14 protein-coding genes are annotated in these 16,561 nt (G+C 71.8%); 4 read left to right on the forward strand and 10 right to left on the reverse strand.

Annotation, left to right across the window (positions count from 1 at the left end):
• Positions 1-37 precede the first annotated feature (37 nt).
• Positions 38-1,909: an IucA/IucC family protein gene (locus NW895_RS21265; RefSeq protein ID WP_289937401.1), complete on the reverse strand. Its 1,872-nt coding sequence runs from the start codon at positions 1,907-1,909 to the stop codon at positions 38-40.
• A gap of 246 nt (positions 1,910-2,155) precedes the next feature.
• Positions 2,156-3,514 (reverse strand): diaminobutyrate--2-oxoglutarate transaminase family protein, encoded by a 1,359-nt coding sequence (locus NW895_RS21270; protein ID WP_289937338.1) that lies wholly within the window; start codon positions 3,512-3,514, stop codon positions 2,156-2,158.
• Positions 3,515-3,917: 403 nt separating this feature from the next.
• Here NW895_RS21270 and NW895_RS21275 point away from each other — a divergent pair, with 403 nt between their 5' ends.
• Positions 3,918-5,102 carry a hypothetical protein gene (locus NW895_RS21275; RefSeq protein WP_289937339.1) on the forward strand — a complete coding sequence of 395 codons (1,185 nt, stop codon included), beginning with the start codon at positions 3,918-3,920 and terminating at the stop codon, positions 5,100-5,102.
• A gap of 143 nt (positions 5,103-5,245) precedes the next feature.
• A complete protein-coding gene (locus tag NW895_RS21280; protein ID WP_289937340.1) occupies positions 5,246-6,448 on the forward strand; it encodes a hypothetical protein in 1,203 nt (400 codons plus the stop codon).
• Positions 6,449-6,507: 59 nt separating this feature from the next.
• On the opposite strand, the gene hflX is transcribed toward NW895_RS21280, so the two are convergent.
• The 6 genes from hflX to miaA all read right to left on the reverse strand — a co-directional run bounded on the left by hflX (position 6,508) and on the right by miaA (position 14,766).
• On the reverse strand, positions 6,508-7,998 hold the full coding sequence (gene hflX / locus NW895_RS21285) for a GTPase HflX (protein ID WP_289937341.1): 1,491 nt from the start codon (positions 7,996-7,998) through the stop codon (positions 6,508-6,510).
• A gap of 147 nt (positions 7,999-8,145) precedes the next feature.
• On the reverse strand, positions 8,146-9,666 hold the full coding sequence (locus NW895_RS21290; protein ID WP_289937342.1) for a M1 family metallopeptidase: 1,521 nt from the start codon (positions 9,664-9,666) through the stop codon (positions 8,146-8,148).
• A 116-nt stretch (positions 9,667-9,782) separates the two neighbouring features.
• The gene (locus NW895_RS21295) at positions 9,783-11,957 is read right to left on the reverse strand and encodes an HD domain-containing protein (RefSeq protein ID WP_289937343.1); all 2,175 of its coding nucleotides are present in this window, start codon (positions 11,955-11,957) and stop codon (positions 9,783-9,785) included.
• A 298-nt stretch (positions 11,958-12,255) separates the two neighbouring features.
• Complete coding sequence (gene dapF, locus NW895_RS21300) at positions 12,256-13,134, reverse strand: diaminopimelate epimerase (protein ID WP_289937344.1); 879 nt, start codon at positions 13,132-13,134, stop codon at positions 12,256-12,258.
• A 60-nt stretch (positions 13,135-13,194) separates the two neighbouring features.
• Positions 13,195-13,719, reverse strand: a complete 525-nt coding sequence (locus NW895_RS21305; protein ID WP_289937402.1) for a hypothetical protein — start codon at positions 13,717-13,719, stop codon at positions 13,195-13,197.
• A gap of 108 nt (positions 13,720-13,827) precedes the next feature.
• Complete coding sequence (miaA, locus tag NW895_RS21310; RefSeq protein ID WP_289937345.1) at positions 13,828-14,766, reverse strand: tRNA (adenosine(37)-N6)-dimethylallyltransferase MiaA; 939 nt, start codon at positions 14,764-14,766, stop codon at positions 13,828-13,830.
• A gap of 182 nt (positions 14,767-14,948) precedes the next feature.
• Between miaA and NW895_RS21315 the strand changes: the two genes are divergently transcribed.
• Positions 14,949-15,218 (forward strand): hypothetical protein, encoded by a 270-nt coding sequence (locus NW895_RS21315; protein ID WP_289937346.1) that lies wholly within the window; start codon positions 14,949-14,951, stop codon positions 15,216-15,218.
• Between the two features lie 24 nt (positions 15,219-15,242).
• Positions 15,243-15,569, forward strand: a complete 327-nt coding sequence (locus NW895_RS21320) for an antitoxin (RefSeq protein ID WP_289937347.1) — start codon at positions 15,243-15,245, stop codon at positions 15,567-15,569.
• 53 nt (positions 15,570-15,622) lie between these two features.
• On the opposite strand, the gene NW895_RS21325 is transcribed toward NW895_RS21320, so the two are convergent.
• Both NW895_RS21325 and NW895_RS21330 read right to left on the reverse strand, forming a co-directional pair.
• Positions 15,623-15,799 carry a hypothetical protein gene (locus tag NW895_RS21325; RefSeq protein ID WP_289937348.1) on the reverse strand — a complete coding sequence of 59 codons (177 nt, stop codon included), beginning with the start codon at positions 15,797-15,799 and terminating at the stop codon, positions 15,623-15,625.
• Between the two features lie 19 nt (positions 15,800-15,818).
• Positions 15,819-16,532, reverse strand: coding sequence for a class III extradiol dioxygenase subunit B-like domain-containing protein (locus NW895_RS21330; RefSeq protein WP_289937349.1), 714 nt, complete (start codon positions 16,530-16,532; stop codon positions 15,819-15,821).
• Between the last annotated feature and the right edge of the window lie 29 nt (positions 16,533-16,561).

Here is a 16,561-nt window from a genome sequence, read left to right on the forward strand (position 1 = left end):
AGAGGGTGGGAGGGGTTCCGGTGGTCAGGAGTGGTGGTCAGGAGTGCAGGGGGTTGGCGATGGTGACGTAGACGGACTGGGCGTCGACGGGGCCCGCGAGTTCGTCGAGGCCGTGCAGCCGGGTCAGCAGGTTGGCCTTGCAGCGCAGGACGGGTGAGTCGAGCAGGCGTGCGGGCAGTGGGGTGCGCAGCCGGTCCGGGCCGGAGGCGGCACGGCTGAGGAAGCGTCGCAAGGCGGCGAGCAGCAGTCGTTCGTCGGCGAGGCGCTGGGAGCCGAAGGCACCGATGAGGCCCAGCACGTTGTTGACCGCGAGGTAGTACGTGAAGCGCTCGTCGGTGACGTCGTCGGGGACGAAGGTGTCGCTGTGCGCGCCGATGCCGGGCAGCCGGGCCTGGAGTTCGGCGCGCCGTGACGCGCGGAAGTAGTAACCCTGGTTGTCGCGGTAGCGGCCGCCCGCGGGCCAGCCGTCGGCATCCAGCAGGAGCAGCGTGTTCTGCTGATGTGCCTCCAGGGCGATGCCCGCCTCTGCGTCCAGCCAGAGCACGGGGCGTACGACCTGTTCGAGGTAGCGCAGGAACCACTCGGCAGCAACGGCGCCGCGGGGGCGCCCGGTTCGCTCGGCGAGGCGCGTGACGAGCTCGGCCAGACGGGAGCGTGCGGCGGGACCGTGGGCCTCCTCCGGCCGGCCCTCGGACGTGCCCGCCCGGGCACGGGGCCGGGGTGCGACGAGTCCGGCGATGCAGGAGACGTCGTCCGCGGGGGTGAACGGGTTGTGCCGGATCATCACGTCGAGTCCCGGCACGGGCCTGCCGTCCGGTCCGTCGACGGCGAGCCAGGCCGGGTCGCGGACGATGTCGAAGTGAGGGTGCGCCGCCCGCCATTGCGGGGACAGTCCGCTGCGGAGCAGACGGTGGACCTCGACGCCTCGGTGCAGCTCCTTGCGGAGGTTCTCCCGGCGGGAGTTGGTGATGCGCAGGCCCAGCGACAGCTTGAGCATGGCGGGGGCGCCGGTTCGGTAGACGGTTCGTACGGAAGAGGTGGGGTGCCAGGGGGCGCCGTGCGCCCCGAGGTCCCGGAGCAGTCCGGCGTCCAGCAGGGCGGCGGTCTCGGTACGGTGCCGGATCTCGCGCAGCTGCCAGGGGTGCACAGGGAGCGCCACGTACCCGTCCGGCAGCCTGAGCCCGGTTCCGGCGAGGCGTGCGGTGAGCTGGGCTGCGGTGAGTGGGCGGCCGCGTTCGGTCCAGGCGGAGTCGGTGGCGAGTACGGCGGGAGCGACAGCCATCCAGTGCAGGGGGAAGGAGCCGCGCAACTCGGGTGAGTACAGCCGTGCTTCGGCCGCTGAGAGTCCTTCACGACTCTTGGGGGCCGGGTGCAGAGGGTGTCCGAGTACGAGGGATTGTTCGGCGGAGAGGAAGAGGTCGGGGGTGTCGGAGGGACGTTCCCGGCGGTCGCTGATGAAGGTGGCCGTCCGGCGGAGGGAGTCGGCGACGCGTGCCACGAGGTCGACAGCGGTCCCCGCGTCACCGGTCGCCTCTCCACCGCCCTGCGCATGCCTCCCGTTGAGCGTCTCTCTGGTGAGCAGTGCCGCCACCGTGACGGCGTCCACCGTTCGGGAATGTTCGGGACACTTCTCGCGGGACTGTTCAGGGATCTGTTCAGGGATCTGTTCGAGGGCGTCGGCCAGATACGGGAGGCCGAAGCGGTGCCAGCCCGTCGGGGACCAGTAGTGGACCGGAGCGAGCAGGGCGGTGCCACCGGCCGGCAGGGGGATGCGGAGGATGCCGTCGTCGGGGGCGGGCAGGCTGTGCTCCCGCACCCAGCAACGCAGCAGGTTCTCCACGGCCGCGGCCTGGGCGGCGGTATGGGGGTCGGGATGCTCCAGGAGGTCGGTGGTGGCACCGTGCAACAACTCGGCGCCCCGCCCCGCGCCCTCCTGGCGAGGGACCGATGCGGGCGTCCGCTGGAGCGGCGCCGGTGCGTGGGACGAGCGGTCCGTCTGTGGGAGAGAGCGGTTGTGAGGTGCGGGGATGGTGTTCAAGACGGTTCCTCTTCGAAGCGGTCGGGGCTCCCCCGGAGTATCCGAGGTATCCGAGACCTTCAGAACATTTAGGCACTATCAGGGCAATTCACTCCCGGTCGAAGGACCCGAGGTCCCTCACGCGTCCGGGGTCCGAAAGCTGCCGTCGTCCACCGCCCGCACCGCGTCGGCCAGTCGGTCGAGGACCGCGGACGCCTGCTCATCGGTGATCGTCAGCGGCGGAAGCAGCCGTAGGACGCTCGCGTGCCGACCGCCGAGGTCGACGATCAGACCCCGCCGGAGGCACTCCCGCTGGATGGCGGCCGCGAGTTCGGAGCCGGCACCCCCACCAGCCGCAGCCCCCCGCTCCGGATCCACCACCGCGACCCCGAGCATCAGCCCCCGCCCACGCACCTCACCGATGCAGGCGAACTCCCCCGCCACCGCCCGCAGCTGCCCCAGCATGCGGTCCCCCAGCGCAGCCGCCCGCTCGGCGAGTCGGTTCTCGCGGACGTAGGCGAGTGTCGCCGTGCCGGCGGCCATGGCGAGTTGGTTGCCGCGGAAGGTGGCGGCAAGGGAATCGGGTTGCCAAGGGCCGAGGTCGTCCCGGTGGACCACGACCGCCAGCGGCAGGCTCCCACCGATCGCCTTCGAGAGCACCATCACGTCGGGGGTGACACCGCTGTGCTCCACCGCCCAGAAGGCCCCGGTCCGGCCGACGCCCGTCCGGGTCTCGTCGGCGATCAGCGGGATGGACCGGTCGGCCGTGATCTGCCGTATGCGTCGCATCCACGCGTCGGGCGCGGGGACCACGCCGGCCTCGCCCCGGACCGGCTCAAGGATCACTCCGGCGGGCAGCGGCGTCCCCGACTCGGGGTCGTCGAGGACGGACTCGGTCCAGCGGAGCGCGAGTTCGGTGCCGCGTTCGCCTCCCGCGCCGGATGGGCAGCGACGGTCCTGCGAGTGGGGCACGTGCGCGATCGGGGTGCCGGAGATGTCTTCGGGCGACCCCAGCGCCCCGCTGGTCGTGCCGTGGTCGGCGCCGGTGAACGCGAGCACGCCGGTCCGCCCGGTCGCGGCTCGTACGAGCTGGACGGCAGCCTGCACCGCGTCCGTGCCCGCCGGTCCACAGAACCGCACGCGCGCGTGGGCGGCGAATCCGGGCGGCAGCGTGCGGAACAACTCGGTGATGAAGGCGTCCTCGACGGGTGTGGCCAGATCGAGGGCGTGCAGCGGCGCCCCGGAGTCGAGGACCTTGCGGATCGCCTCCAGGACGACCGGGTGGTTGTGTCCCAGGGCGAGTGTCCCCGCGCCGGAGAGGCAGTCGAGGTAGCGGCGGCCGTCCGCGCCCTCGATGGTGAGCCCCCGCGCCCGGACCGGCACGATCGGCAGAGCGTGCGCATACGTGCGTGCCGCCGACTCGCGCGCCGATTGGCGCCGCAGGCTCCCTTCGTGCGCCACCCGCGCCCCGGAAGGCGCCCCCTCACCGCCCTTCACCCCGGAAGGCGCCCCCTCACCGCCACGCGCCCCAGAAGGCCCTCCATACGCAGACGCAGACTCCGCCACGGCTCCCTGGTCCTCCCGCTGTCCACTGGCGAGTCGGCTGCTCGCAACGCCACGGGCACAGGGGACCGCACACGGACAGCAGGCCCCCCACCGCTACCAACCCCGGACCGCTCACCGGGTTACGGGTTGCTCCGAAATCCTTGGCCGGCCGCCCGACCGATGCCTCGCCGGCTCAGGCGCCCAGTAGCGAACCCGTTGCCGTTCAGCCGGAGCTCTCCCACGGCGAGCACATAGTGTGTGTGCCGTTCCAGGGCGCCGTGAGATCACCCGTGACTTCACGGCACCGGCACCGGCACCGGCACCACGCTTTGTCACAGCAGGGGGAATCACCAGGATGCGATCCATACGGCCGTCGTTCACCGTTCACCTCGCCCTCGCCTCGGCGCTCGCGCTCACCGCCACCGCCTGCGAGTCGGGGGAACCCGAGGCGGCCGGCGGGGCTTCGGCCTCCGCGTCGGCGTCGGATGCCGGTGACGGCAGGATCAGGATCCCGGACGGGCTCAAGGACAAGCTCAAGGAACACGGGATCGACATCGACAAGTGGAGGAACGGCGCCTGGAAGAACTGGGACCGGGACGACTGGCTGCGCGAGGCCCAGGACTACGTCAACCCGATCATCGAGGGCCTGTGGGACCCGGACCGCATGCGGGACGCCGAGGAGCCGGACCACGGCGTCGACGAGAGCGACCTCTCCGGTGACCAGGGCGTCACCGACCCGACGCCGGAGCCGGTGGCCGCGCAGGCCGTGCCACCGACGTACCACGCCAACGCCGCCACAGCCGGGAAGGTCTTCTTCGACTCCCCCGAGGGCACGATGGTCTGCTCGGCGACGGTCGTGAAGGACCCGGCCCACCCCGGCAAGTCCAACCTGGTGTGGACGGCGGGCCACTGTGTGCACGCCGGCAAGAAGGGCGGCTGGTACCGGAACATCGCGTTCGTGCCGTCGTACAACAACGCGGGCAAGCCGGCCGCGCAACTGCGGAACGCCACCAAGGAGGAGGCCGCTCCCTACGGCGTCTGGTGGGCTGACTGGGCGCAGACCTCGGACCAGTGGATCGAGCAGGGCGGTTCGACGGGCGGCGACGGTGCCTCGTACGACTACGCCGTCATCCATGTGACGCCGGAGGAGGGCAGCGGAGGCAAGTCGCTGGAGGAGACGGTCGGTTCGGCACTGCCGGTGGACTTCGACGCCCCGGCCGCGCCGAAGGTGAGGAGCGTGACGGCGATCGGCTACCCGGCCGCGCCGCCCTACGACGGGCAGAAGCTGTACCGGTGCCAGGACAGGCCGGGCCGGCTGTCGATCAACACGTCGGAACCGACGATGTACCGGATCGGCTGCACGATGACCGGCGGTTCGTCGGGGGGCGGCTGGGTCGCTACGGGTGCCGACGGCAAGCCGGCGCTGGTGTCCAACACCTCGATAGGCCCGGTGACATCGGGCTGGCTGGCCGGTCCGCGGCTGGGCGCGGAGGCCAAGGGCGTGTACGACGCGGTGAGCGGCAAGTTCGCCGGTCGGTGACGGAAACCTTCACCACGCCACCGCCGTAAGACCTCAACTCGACGGGCATAGTGGGGAGTCGATCGTGGCGGGCCCGTCTCAGCGGTGCCCGTCACCGTGACAAGCACATGACTTACGCACATGTCAACGGGGGTCAACGCACCATGCGTTCCACACGTACGCCCTCCGCGCCCAGGCGCGGGCGACGCACCGTCCTCGCCGCCACCGGGCTCGTCGCGGCCCTGGCGCTCACCGCGACCGCCTGTGCTGGTTCGAGCGGCACCGACGCGGACGCCGAGCCGGGCGCCACCACCTCCCAGGCCGCCGGCGGCGGCAAGGTCCGGATTCCGGCCGACCTCGCGAACAAGCTCAAGGAGCACGGCATCGATGTCGACCGGTGGAAGAACGGCGGCTGGAAGGACTGGGACAAGGACAAGTGGCTCAGTGAGGCCAAGGACTTCGTCAACCCGGTGATCGAGGGCCTCTGGAAACCGGAGCGGATGCAGTCCGCGAAGGAGGCCGACAAGACGGTCTCGACGAAGGACGCGGCGGGCGGCCGGGGCGTCAGCGACCCGGAGCCGGCGCCCGTCCGGGCAGCGGCCGAGAAGACGCCGTACCACAAGAACGCGGCCCCGGTCGGCAAGGTCTTCTTCGACTCGCCCGAGGGTCCGGCCGTCTGCTCCGGCACGGTCATCAAGGACGTCAACCACCCGGGCAAGTCCAACCTCGTCTGGACGGCCGGCCACTGTGTGCACGCCGGCGGCAGCGGCGGCTGGTACCGCAACATCGTCTTCGTCCCGGCCTACAACGACCTCGGCAAGCCCGAGGCCGAACTGAGCAACGCGAACCCGACGGAGATCGCGCCCTACGGCAACTGGTGGGCGGACTGGGCCTCCACCTCCAACGAGTGGATCAAGGGCGGCTCGGAGACCGGCGGCGACGGCGCCGCGTACGACTACGCCGTGCTGCACGTGAAGCCGGAGTCCGGCGCCAAGTCCCTGGAGGAGACGGTCGGCGCCGCGCTGGACGTGGACTTCTCCGCCCCGTCGGCGACCGAGGTCGCCAAGATGGGCGCCTGGGGTTACCCGGCGGCGCCGCCGTACAACGGTCTGAAGATGTTCAAGTGCATCGATCAGCCGGGCCGGTTCTCGCTGAGCCCCTCGCTGCCGACGATGTACCGCATCGGCTGCACCATGACCGGCGGATCGTCCGGCGGCGGCTGGTTCCGGGTGCAGAACGGCAAGACCGTGCTGGTCTCCAACACGTCGATCGGTCCGCTCGACAACACCTGGCTCGCGGGCCCGCAGCTGGGCCGGGAGGCCGAGGCGCTGTACCAGAACATGAGCAGGACGTACGGCGGTCGGTGACGCCGATGCGATGAAGGCCCGCCCCCCTGCGCGCCAGGGGGCGGGCCTTCGGTCGTCGATCAGGCGGTCGCGGCCGGCACGTACGGTGCCAGCTCGGCCGCCAGTTCCTCGTGCACCCGCACCTTGAGCAGGGTGCCCTCCGGGGTGTGCTCCTCGGAGATCACCTCACCCTCGTCATGAGCGCGGGCGACGAGCTTGCCGTGGGTGTACGGCACGAGCGCCTCGATCTCGACCGAGGGACGCGGCAGCTCGTTGTCGATCAGGGCGAGCAGTTCCTCGATGCCCTGGCCGGTGCGGGCCGAGACGGCGATGGAGCGCTTCTCGACCCGGAGCAGCCGCTGGAGCACCAGCGGGTCGGCCAGGTCGGCCTTGTTGATCACGACGATCTCGGGTACGTCGGTGGCGCCGACGTCCCTGATCACCTCGCGCACGGCGGCCAGCTGCTCCTCCGGAGCCGGGTGCGATCCGTCGACCACGTGCAGGATCAGGTCGGAGTCGCCGACCTCCTCCATCGTGGAGCGGAACGCCTCGACCAGGTGGTGCGGCAGATGGCGGACGAAGCCGACGGTGTCCGCCAGCGTGTACAGCCGTCCGCTCGGGGTCTCGGCCCGGCGCACGGTCGGGTCGAGGGTCGCGAACAGGGCGTTCTCCACCAGCACGCCCGCGCCGGTGAGGCGGTTGAGCAGGGAGGACTTGCCGGCGTTGGTGTAGCCGGCGATGGCGACCGAGGGCACCTTGTGGCGCTTGCGCTCCTGGCGCTGGATGTCGCGGCCGGCCTTCATGTCCGCGATCTGCCGGCGCATCTTCGCCATCTTCTCGCGGATCCGGCGCCGGTCCGTCTCGATCTTGGTCTCACCGGGACCACGCGTCGCGAGGCCGCCGCGGCCACCACCCATCTGCCGGGACAGCGACTGCCCCCAGCCGCGCAGCCTCGGCAGCATGTACTGCATCTGCGCGAGCGCGACCTGCGCCTTGCCCTCTCGGGACTTGGCGTGCTGGGCGAAGATGTCCAGGATCAGGGCCGTACGGTCGATGACCTTGACCTTGACGACGTCTTCGAGGTGGATCAGCTGGCCCGGGCTGAGCTCACCGTCGCAGATGACGGTGTCCGCGCCCGTTTCGAGCACGATGTCGCGCAGTTCCTCGGCCTTGCCGGAGCCGATGTACGTCGCCGCGTCGGGCTTGTCGCGGCGCTGGATCACGCCGTCGAGCACCAGAGCGCCCGCGGTCTCCGCGAGGGCGGCGAGCTCGGCGAGGGAGTTCTCCGCGTCCTGCACGGTTCCCGAGGTCCAGACGCCGACGAGGACGACCCGCTCCAGACGCAGCTGGCGGTACTCGACCTCGGTGACGTCTTCGAGCTCGGTGGACAGGCCCACCACACGGCGCAGAGCCGCGCGGTCGGAGCGGTCGAACTGGTCGCCGTCCCACTCTCCGTCGATCTCGGGGCTCCAGGCGACGTCCTCTTCCATCAGGGCATCGGCCCGAAGACCTTCGGCGTAGGCGCGCGCGAGGCGCTTGGTGTCCTGGGAAGGGGAAGAAGAGGAGGTCATTGGATCCTTACGTAGATGGGAAGCCGTTTACGGCGACGGAGCTGGTCCGTCACTGTCGACAACGCAGGGACACCCCGGAAGATTCCCGTGCTCCGTGCCGTGCCGACCTGAAGATGGTCGCACGGCACGCCCCGTCTGGTCACCGGCTTATTTGGTGTGCACGCCGCGCGTCCTGCCGTGCGCCTCACCGGTCGCCGCCCCGGCCGCCGACGTCTTCCAGTCCCGGTGGCCGGGCATGGGCGGGGTCTTCGCGCCGTACAGCCAGGCCTGGAAGAAGCCGCCCAGGTCACGTCCGGAGATCTGGGAGGCGAGCCGGACGAAGTCCGCGGTCGTCGCATTGCCGTCCCGGTGGACGCTCACCCACTCCCGTTCGAGGCGTTCGAAGGCCGGGCGGCCGATCTCCTGGCGCAGGGCGTACAGCACGAGGGCGGCGCCGTCGTAGACGTTCGACCGGAAGATGCCGGTCTTCTTCCCGGGCGCCGGCGCCTTGGGCGCGGCCGGGGGCCCGCCGCTCGCGCGCCAGCGGTCGGATACGCCGTACGCGGCCTTCATCCTCGCCTGCAGGGCCTTGCCCGCCTTCTCCTCCGCGTACAGGGCCTCGTACCAGGTGGCGTGCCCCTCACTCAGCCACAGGTCGGACCAGGTGCGCGGGCTGACGCTGTTGCCGAACCACTGGTGGGCCAGCTCGTGCACCATGATCGACTCGACGTACCACTTCGGGTAGCCGCCCTCGGCGAAGATCTTTCTCTCGAAGAGGGAGAGCGTCTGCGTCTCGAGTTCGAAGCCGGTGTCGGCGTCGGCCGTGAGCAACCCGTACGTCTCGAAGGGGTAGCGGCCGACCTTGCTCTCCATCCACGCGATCTGGCCGGGGGTCTTCTCCAGCCACGGCTCGATCGCGGCGCGGTGCCTGGTGGGCACGACGTCGCGTACGGGCAGTCCGTGCGGGCCGGTGCGGCGCAGCACCGTGGAGCGGCCGATGGACACCTGGGCGAGTTCGGTGGCCATGGGGTGCTTGGTCCGGTACGTCCAGGTGCTCGTCCCGCCGTCCCGGTCCACGCCGGCCGGCAGGCCGCCCGCGACGGCCGTGTACCCGTCGGGCGCCGTGACCCGGATGGTGAACAGCGCCTTGTCGGAGGGGTGGTCGTTGCACGGGAACACCAGGTGGGCGGCGTCGGCCTGGTTGGCCATGGCAAGGCCGTCCGCGGTGCGCACCCAGCCGCCCTCCCGCCCCTTCGCGGGCGCGGGGTCGCTGGTGTGCCGCACGGTGATCTTCACCCGGCTGCCCTGGGACAGCGGCTTTTCCGGCGTGATCACCAGGTCCTCACCGGCGCTGGTGAACGTGGCGGGCCTGCCGTCGACCTTCACCGAGTCGACCTTCCCGTGGGCGAAGTCGAGGTTGACGCGGTCCAGGTCGGCGGTGGTCCGGGCGTCGATCGTGGTGACGGCCCGGAGGGGCTCGCGGTTGGTACCGGGATAGGTGAAGGCCAGGTCGTACGACGCGACGTCGTAGCCGGGATTTCCCAGGTACGGGAAGAGGCGGTCGCCGATGCCCAGCGGCGTCGCGGGGGCACTCGCGGCGACCAGGCAGACGGAGACGGCCGAGGCGAGCAGGGCCGTCGCCTTCAGCCGCCGCGGGGTCCTGATGCAGGGGTGGGGGGTGAGCAGCATGGACCACGGCTATCAGCGCACGTGTACGGTGCGGCGACGCCGCGCGCCCGGCCCACTCGAACGGGTGCGTCAGTGACGTACATATGCGCCAGTGCCGCCTCCGGCGCCCGTCCGCCTCACGTGCCCTGCGTCTGCGGCTGCGCCCGGCTCACGTCGTACACCCCGGCGACGTTGCGCATCGCCCGCATCAGGGCGGGCAGGTGTGCGGCGTCCGGGAGCTGGACGGTGTACGTGTGGCGTACGTGCTGACGGGCCGGAGGTTCGACGGTCGCGGAGACGATCTCCGCGCCTTCGAGGGCCATGGCTTCGGTGAGGTCCGCCAGGAGATGGGGCCGGACGAACGATTCGGCGACGAGCGTGACCCGGCACTCGGTGGTGTCACCCCAGCGCACGCCGACCTCCGGGCGCCCCGCGCTCTGCATGCGCGCCACCGCAGGGCACTCGGCGCGGTGCACCGTCACCACTCCCCCGCGCACGGCGAAGCCGATGACGTCGTCGGGCGGCACGGGGGTGCAGCAGCCGGCCAGGCGTACGGTCGCGCCGGGCCGGTCGACGAGGACGTGGGCGGTGGAGGGGCCGGGGGCCGGTCCCTCGGTGGCCAGTCCTTCGGCGGCGGGCCGGAAAGCCGCGGCGCCCGCCTCGGCGCCGCCGTGCTCCTGCCCGTCCCCGTGCGCCGGGTGCGCCGCGAGCCACCGCTGGATGGCGATCCGGGCGGCGGGCGTGTGGGCGTGCTCCAGCCACTCCCTGGAGGGCTCCGAGGCCGGGTCCTGACCCATGAGGAGCTGGACGGTGTCGCCGTCCTTCAGCACCGTGCTCAGCGTCGCCAGACGGCCGTTGACGCGGGCGCCGATGCACGCGTGCGCGTCCTCGCCGTACTGCGCGTACGCGGCGTCCACGCAGGTCGCTCCCTCGGGCAGACCGAGGGTGCCGCCGTCGGGCCGGAAGACGGTGATCTCGCGGTCCTGGGCGAGGTCCTCGCGCAGGGTGGACCAGAACGTGTCGGGGTCGGGGGCGGCGCGCTGCCACTCAAGAAGCCGGGAGAGCCAGCCGGGCCGGGTGGGGTCGACGCGCTCGCCGTCGCCGGCGGACTGCTCCTCGGCGGGGGGAGCGTAGGGATTGCCCAGCGCGACCACGCCGGCCTCGGCGACCTTGTGCATCTGGTGGGTGCGGATGAGGACTTCGACGACCTGGCCGTCCTTGCAGGCCACGGCGGTGTGCAGCGACTGGTACAGGTTGAACTTGGGTACGGCGATGAAGTCCTTGAACTCCGAGACGACCGGCGTCATGCACGTATGGAGCTCACCCAGCACGGCGTAACAGTCGGCGTCCTCGTTCACCAGCACCAGCAGGCGCCCGAAGTCGGAGCCGCGGAGCCGGCCGCGCTTGCGGGAGACCCGGTGCAGGGAGACGAGGTGACGGGGCCGGATGAGGATGTCGGCCGGGATGTCGGCCTCACGCAGGACCGCGCGCACCTCGTCGGAGACCTCGGCGAGCGGGTCGTCCGCGCGGGCGGCGTTCTCGGCGATCAGCTTCCGCGTGTGCTCGTGCTCCTCGGGGCACAGGATCGCGAAGACGAGGTCTTCCAGCTCGGTCTTGAGGGCCTGGACGCCGAGCCGTTCGGCGAGCGGGATGAGGACGTCGCGGGTGACCTTGGCGATGCGCTCCTGTTTCTCGGGGCGCATGACGCCGAGGGTGCGCATGTTGTGCAGCCGGTCGGCGAGTTTGATCGACATCACGCGGACGTCGTTGCCGGTGGCGACGAGCATCTTGCGGAAGGTCTCGGGTTCAGCGGCGGCGCCGTAGTCGACCTTCTCCAGCTTGGTGACGCCGTCCACGAGATAGCGGACCTCCTCGCCGAACTGCTCGCGGACCTGATCGAGGGTCACGTCCGTGTCCTCGACGGTGTCGTGGAGCAGAGAGGCCGTCAGGGTCGTGGTCTCGGCACCGAGTTCGGCCAGGATGAGGGTGACGGCGAGCGGGTGCGTGATGTACGGCTCGCCGCTCTTGCGCATCTGGCCGCGGTGCGAGGACTCGGCCAGGAGGTAGGCGCGGCGCAGGGGTTCGAGGTCGGCGTCGGGGTGGTGGGCGCGGTGCGCCTCGACGACGTGGCTGATGGCGTCGGGCAGCCGGTCGCGGGTGGCGGGTCCGAGCAGCGCGGCGCGGCCCAGGCGGCGCAGGTCGATGCGGGCGCGGGCCTTTCTGCGGGACGTCGTCGGCGTCATCGGGCCCGATGTCGTCGGGCCCGACGTCACCGGGCCTGGCGTCGCAGGGTTTGTGGCCTCCGCACTCATGGGCACCTCCGGCTGCGTGGACCGGCGGACGGGGTGCCCCAGGCGGACACGGCTCAGGGGAAGGCGTCGGTCCCCCGTCCGGGCCGGTGCTTGATGCTACCGAGCCCATCACGTGCGTCTGACCGCCTCTCGCGGAGCGTGAAACGGATCACCCATTCGTGCGAGAGTCGGGAAGTCTGCGTTTTCGCGCCGTGCGGCCCGGGTGAGAGACGGTTTCGGCCATGCGATTCCGCGGCGCCCTTGCCCAGGCCCTTCCGGGCGCCGCAGGTCAGAGCCGGTTACCGAAGCCGACGGGCCGTCAGGCTCGGCGGCGGGCGGCCTCTTCCAGCCACTCCGGGTCGATCTCGCCCTCGGCGACGATCACCGCGGGACCGGTCATCTCGATCTCGCCGTCGGGCCGCTCGGTGATCACCAGGGTGCCGCCGGGCACGTCGACGGTGTAGGTCGCCGGGGTGCCGGTCACGGCCGGGTCGGCACCGTCCCTGCGGGCGGCGGCCACGGCGACGGCGCACGCGCCCGTGCCGCACGAGCGGGTCTCGCCGGCACCGCGCTCGTGCACCCGCATCGCCACGTGCCCCGGGCCGCGGTCGACCACGAACTCGACGTTCACGCCGTCCGGGTAGACGGTGGCCGGGCGGTACGCCGGCGGGGAGAACAGGTCCCCGGCGTGCGCGAGGTCGTCCACGAAGGCGACCGCGTGCGGGTTGCCCATGTTCACGTTCCGCGCGGGCCAGCTGCGCTCGCCGACGCTCACGGTGACGCCCTCCTCGGGCAGCAGCGCCCTGCCCATGCCGACGGTCACGTCGCCCTCCTTGGCGATGTGCACGGTCTTCACGCCCCCGCGCGTGGCGACGGTCAGGTCGCCCTCGCCGACGTACCCGGCGTGCTGCAGGTAGCGCGCGAAGACCCGTACGCCGTTGCCGCACATCTCGGCGATCGAGCCGTCGCCGTTGCGGTAGTCCATGAACCACTCGGCCTCGGCCGCCAGGTGCCGGGCCTCGGGGTGCGCGGCGGACCGCACCACGTGCAGCAGTCCGTCACCGCCGATGCCCGCGCGGCGGTCGCACAGGGCGGCGACGGCGGCGGGGGGCAGGTCGATGGTGTTCTCGGGGTCCGGGACGATCACGAAGTCGTTCTCGGTGCCGTGCCCCTTGAGGAAGGCGATCCGCGTGCTCATTCCTCGATCGTACGGGGTGGGTACGACAGGCGGACGCCGGCCGATGACGGCCGCCGGGCGTCACCCGCGCAGCCGGGCCACTCGCCACACGGCCAGGACGACCACCGCGGCGACCGCCACGACATAGGCGAGGACCACCCGCCAGTCCGGGCGGCATTCGGAGCCCCGCTGCGGCAGGCCCGGCCAGGTGTAGCCCACCCGGCGGGCGGCCATCATGCCCCAGCCGGCCGCGCACGAGCAGATCAGCAGCCCCAGCATCGCGATCACGGCCCCGCTGTCGCCGAAGTCGAAGGCGAGCGGGAAGGCGAACATCAGGGAACCGACCGCGGCCAGGCTCACGATGGGCGCGAGCTGCCAGATGCGCAGCCGGCGCTGCGGGCGCAGCTCGACCTCGACCTCCTCGCCGCCCGTGTACATTTCCTCGGGCTCGGGGCCGTCGGCGGTCACACCGCCCTGGGTCTCGTCGGGCCCGTCGGAGCTCAGAGGGGTACCGTCCTGCTCCGGTTCACCGATGACGGTGCCTTCACCGAGGTCAGCGGTGAGGCGCTCGGTGCCTTGTGCGGTGTCACGAGGGCCGGCCTCCATCGCCACGCGCCCTCCCAACTAGGACTCCACTTGGTCGATCGAAGCTCGATGATGGCATGACGCCGGAGGCCGGGATGGCGGCCTGGGCGTCCCGATGCCATCACGTGATCAGGCTGTAACCGGTCGTTCGACCAACGACAGGGCGAGGTGCGGAAGATCTGTGACATCCGCCGCAGCCCCACTCAACCAGTGCACCCGCGGATCGCGCCTGAACCACGAATCCTGGCGGCGCGCGAAGCGCTTGGTGGCGCGTACGGTCTCGGCTCGGGCCTCGTCCATCGTGCACTCCCCGGCGAGCGCTGCGAGAACCTGCTGGTAGCCGAGCGCACGTGAGGCCGTACGCCCCTCGCGCAACCCCTGCGCCTCAAGTGCGCGCACCTCGTCGACGAGACCCGCCTCCCACATCCGGTCGACCCGGCGCGCGATGCGTTCGTCCAGCTCGGGGCGCGCCACGTCGACGCCGATCTGCACGGTGTCGTATACGGAGTCGTGGCCGGGGAGGTTGGCGGTGAAGGGCCTGCCGGTGATCTCGATGACCTCCAGGGCCCGGACGATCCGGCGGCCGTTGCTGGGCAGGATGGCCCGCGCGGCCCCGGGGTCGGCGGCGGCCAGGCGGGCGTGCAGCGCCCCGGAGCCGCGCAGCACGAGTTCCTCCTCCAGCCGGGCCCTGACCTCGGGGTCGGTCCCGGGGAACTCCAGGTTGTCGACGGCCCCGCGGACGTAGAGGCCGGAGCCGCCGACCAGGATCGGCCAGCGCCCTTCGGCGAGCAGCGCGTCGATTCGTTCGCGGGCCAGCCGCTGGTACTCGGCGACGGAGGCCGTGACGGTCACGTCCCAGATGTCCAGGAGGTGGTGCGGGACGCCGCCGCGCTCCTCGCACGTCAGCTTGGCGGTGCCGATGTCCATCCCTCGGTAGAGCTGCATGGAGTCGGCGTTGACGACCTCGCCGCCGAGCCGTTGGGCCAGGAAAACTCCCAGATCGGACTTTCCGGCCGCGGTGGGTCCGACGACGGCGATGACGCGGGGGGTGGGGGGTCCACTGCTCACCGCCCCAGTCTCCCAAACATCACACCGTGCTCTCGAACGAGTTACGTGACGGTACGGCCCCGGGGTCGTTGCCCGTTGCGAGGTTCCCGCCGCCGGATCCCGGGGGTGGTGGCCCGAGCTGCGCAAACGGACGCACCGGGCGACGCGGGATTTCGCCCGCACGAGTAACGTATGGAGTTGATATGGGCGTTTTTGCACGGCTTCTCCGGAGGTGGAAGGCCACGGAGGAGGTGCCGGCCGCGGAGAAGCAGGCCGACACACCGGCAGCCGGTTCCGAGGCGGAGGAGGCGGCAGAGGGGAAGGGTACGGCCGAGGCCGGAGCCGGGGAGGCGGTGAAGCCGGCGGCGACGGAGGCCGCCGAGGACACCGACTCCGACGGCGTCGAGATCCCCAGGCAGCAGTCCGCCGACGAGGCGGTCGACAACGAGGCCGGTGAGGGCGCCCGCACGTAACTGCCCCGCGAGGGAAGGTGAACCATGGGTCTCCTGGACAACATGAAGGCCAAGCTGGGCCCGGCGAAGGGCAAGGTCTCTGACCTCGCGCAGCGGCACGGGGACAAGATCGACAAGGTCGAGCACGGCCTTGACAGGGCCGCGAAGGTCGTCGACGAGAAGACCAAGGGCAAGTACAGCGACAGGATCCAGAGAGGCACGGGCAGGGCCAAGGACGCCATGGACCGACTCGCGCACAAGGGTGGCCCCGAAGCGGAGACCGGCGGCACCACGCCGCCGGCCGGACCGGGCGTCACGCCGCCCACCGGGCCGGGCACCACGCCGCCCGCCGGACCACCGCCGACCTCCTGACCGGCACATCGGCGGACGGCCGCGGAGCACGACGCTCCCGGCCGTCCGCCGTTTCACGTGCGGACGTCGGTGGGCAGCCGGTCCTCGGCCCAGGTGAACGCCGCCACGCACGCGGACACGACACGAGCCGGATCCCGCGCCGAGCGCACGGAGACCGTCTGGCGCACAGGCGCCGACACGACGACGGACCCCGGCCCGAGCACAACCCCGTACTCGGCCGTCCGGCGCACGGGCACAGGCACGTGAGGGCTACGACCAGCTTGCGACGAGGTACCCCACTCCGTACGGCGCGTCGTCGTACAGCACCGTGCCGGCGAGCCCGGTGTCCTCGGCGGCGCCCGCGAGGACCTGCCAGGGGGCACGGCCGGAGGCCTTCAGCTGGTGCGCCAGCCCGGCGTCCAGCGCGGCGAGGGCGGCCGTGTCCGCCGCCCCCAGCGCTCGGGCGATCTCCGCGTCGAAGGGCGCGGCCCGCTCGTCGAGGTAGCCCGGCGCCTTGAGCGTGCGGCACGCGCTGGCGTCGCCCATCACCAGCAGCGCGACCCGCTCGGGCCGCCCGGCGATGTCCCTCCCGATCCCGGCACATCGCCCGGGCACAAGAGTCTCCCCCACGCCGATTCCCTCGATCGGGGCTTCGGACCAGCCGGTCCGCTCCAGCAGCCACGCGGCCACGGCCAGCGAGTACGGCAGCTCCCGCTCGGCCCCCGCCCCCTTGTCCGCCCCCAGCGTCACGTCGACCGCCACGCCGAAGCCACGGAACGAGCCGCGCGTGCCCTCCGGGTACGTCTCGGGGCCGCCCTGCTCGACGGGCCCGACGACGACCAGCCGATCGGGCCGGGCGGCCGCGAGCACGCCGAGCGCGTCCGTGCACGCGGCACGCGCGGCGTCCAGCTCGGGTGCGGCGCCCGCGGCGACGTCGGGCACGAGAAGGGGCGGGCAGGGGCAGACAGCGGCAGCGACAAGCATGATCGGCAGCGTAACGCCGTACGCGATCC

The sequence above is a fragment of the Streptomyces sp. S.PNR 29 genome, from assembly GCF_030386795.1.
Taxonomy (GTDB): Bacteria; Actinomycetota; Actinomycetes; order Streptomycetales; family Streptomycetaceae; genus Streptomyces.

Coding starts and splice junctions, on each gene's coding strand:
- NW895_RS21275 (WP_289937339.1), top strand. CDS start 3,918: ATGCGATCCATACGGCCGTCGTTCACCGTTCACCTCGCCCTCGCCTCG.
- NW895_RS21280 (WP_289937340.1), top strand. CDS start 5,246: ATGCGTTCCACACGTACGCCCTCCGCGCCCAGGCGCGGGCGACGCACC.
- hflX (WP_289937341.1), bottom strand. CDS start 7,998: ATGACCTCCTCTTCTTCCCCTTCCCAGGACACCAAGCGCCTCGCGCGC.
- NW895_RS21290 (WP_289937342.1), bottom strand. CDS start 9,666: ATGCTGCTCACCCCCCACCCCTGCATCAGGACCCCGCGGCGGCTGAAG.
- NW895_RS21295 (WP_289937343.1), bottom strand. CDS start 11,957: ATGAGTGCGGAGGCCACAAACCCTGCGACGCCAGGCCCGGTGACGTCG.
- dapF (WP_289937344.1), bottom strand. CDS start 13,134: ATGAGCACGCGGATCGCCTTCCTCAAGGGGCACGGCACCGAGAACGAC.
- NW895_RS21305 (WP_289937402.1), bottom strand. CDS start 13,719: ATGGAGGCCGGCCCTCGTGACACCGCACAAGGCACCGAGCGCCTCACC.
- NW895_RS21315 (WP_289937346.1), top strand. CDS start 14,949: ATGGGCGTTTTTGCACGGCTTCTCCGGAGGTGGAAGGCCACGGAGGAG.
- NW895_RS21320 (WP_289937347.1), top strand. CDS start 15,243: ATGGGTCTCCTGGACAACATGAAGGCCAAGCTGGGCCCGGCGAAGGGC.
- NW895_RS21330 (WP_289937349.1), bottom strand. CDS start 16,532: ATGCTTGTCGCTGCCGCTGTCTGCCCCTGCCCGCCCCTTCTCGTGCCC.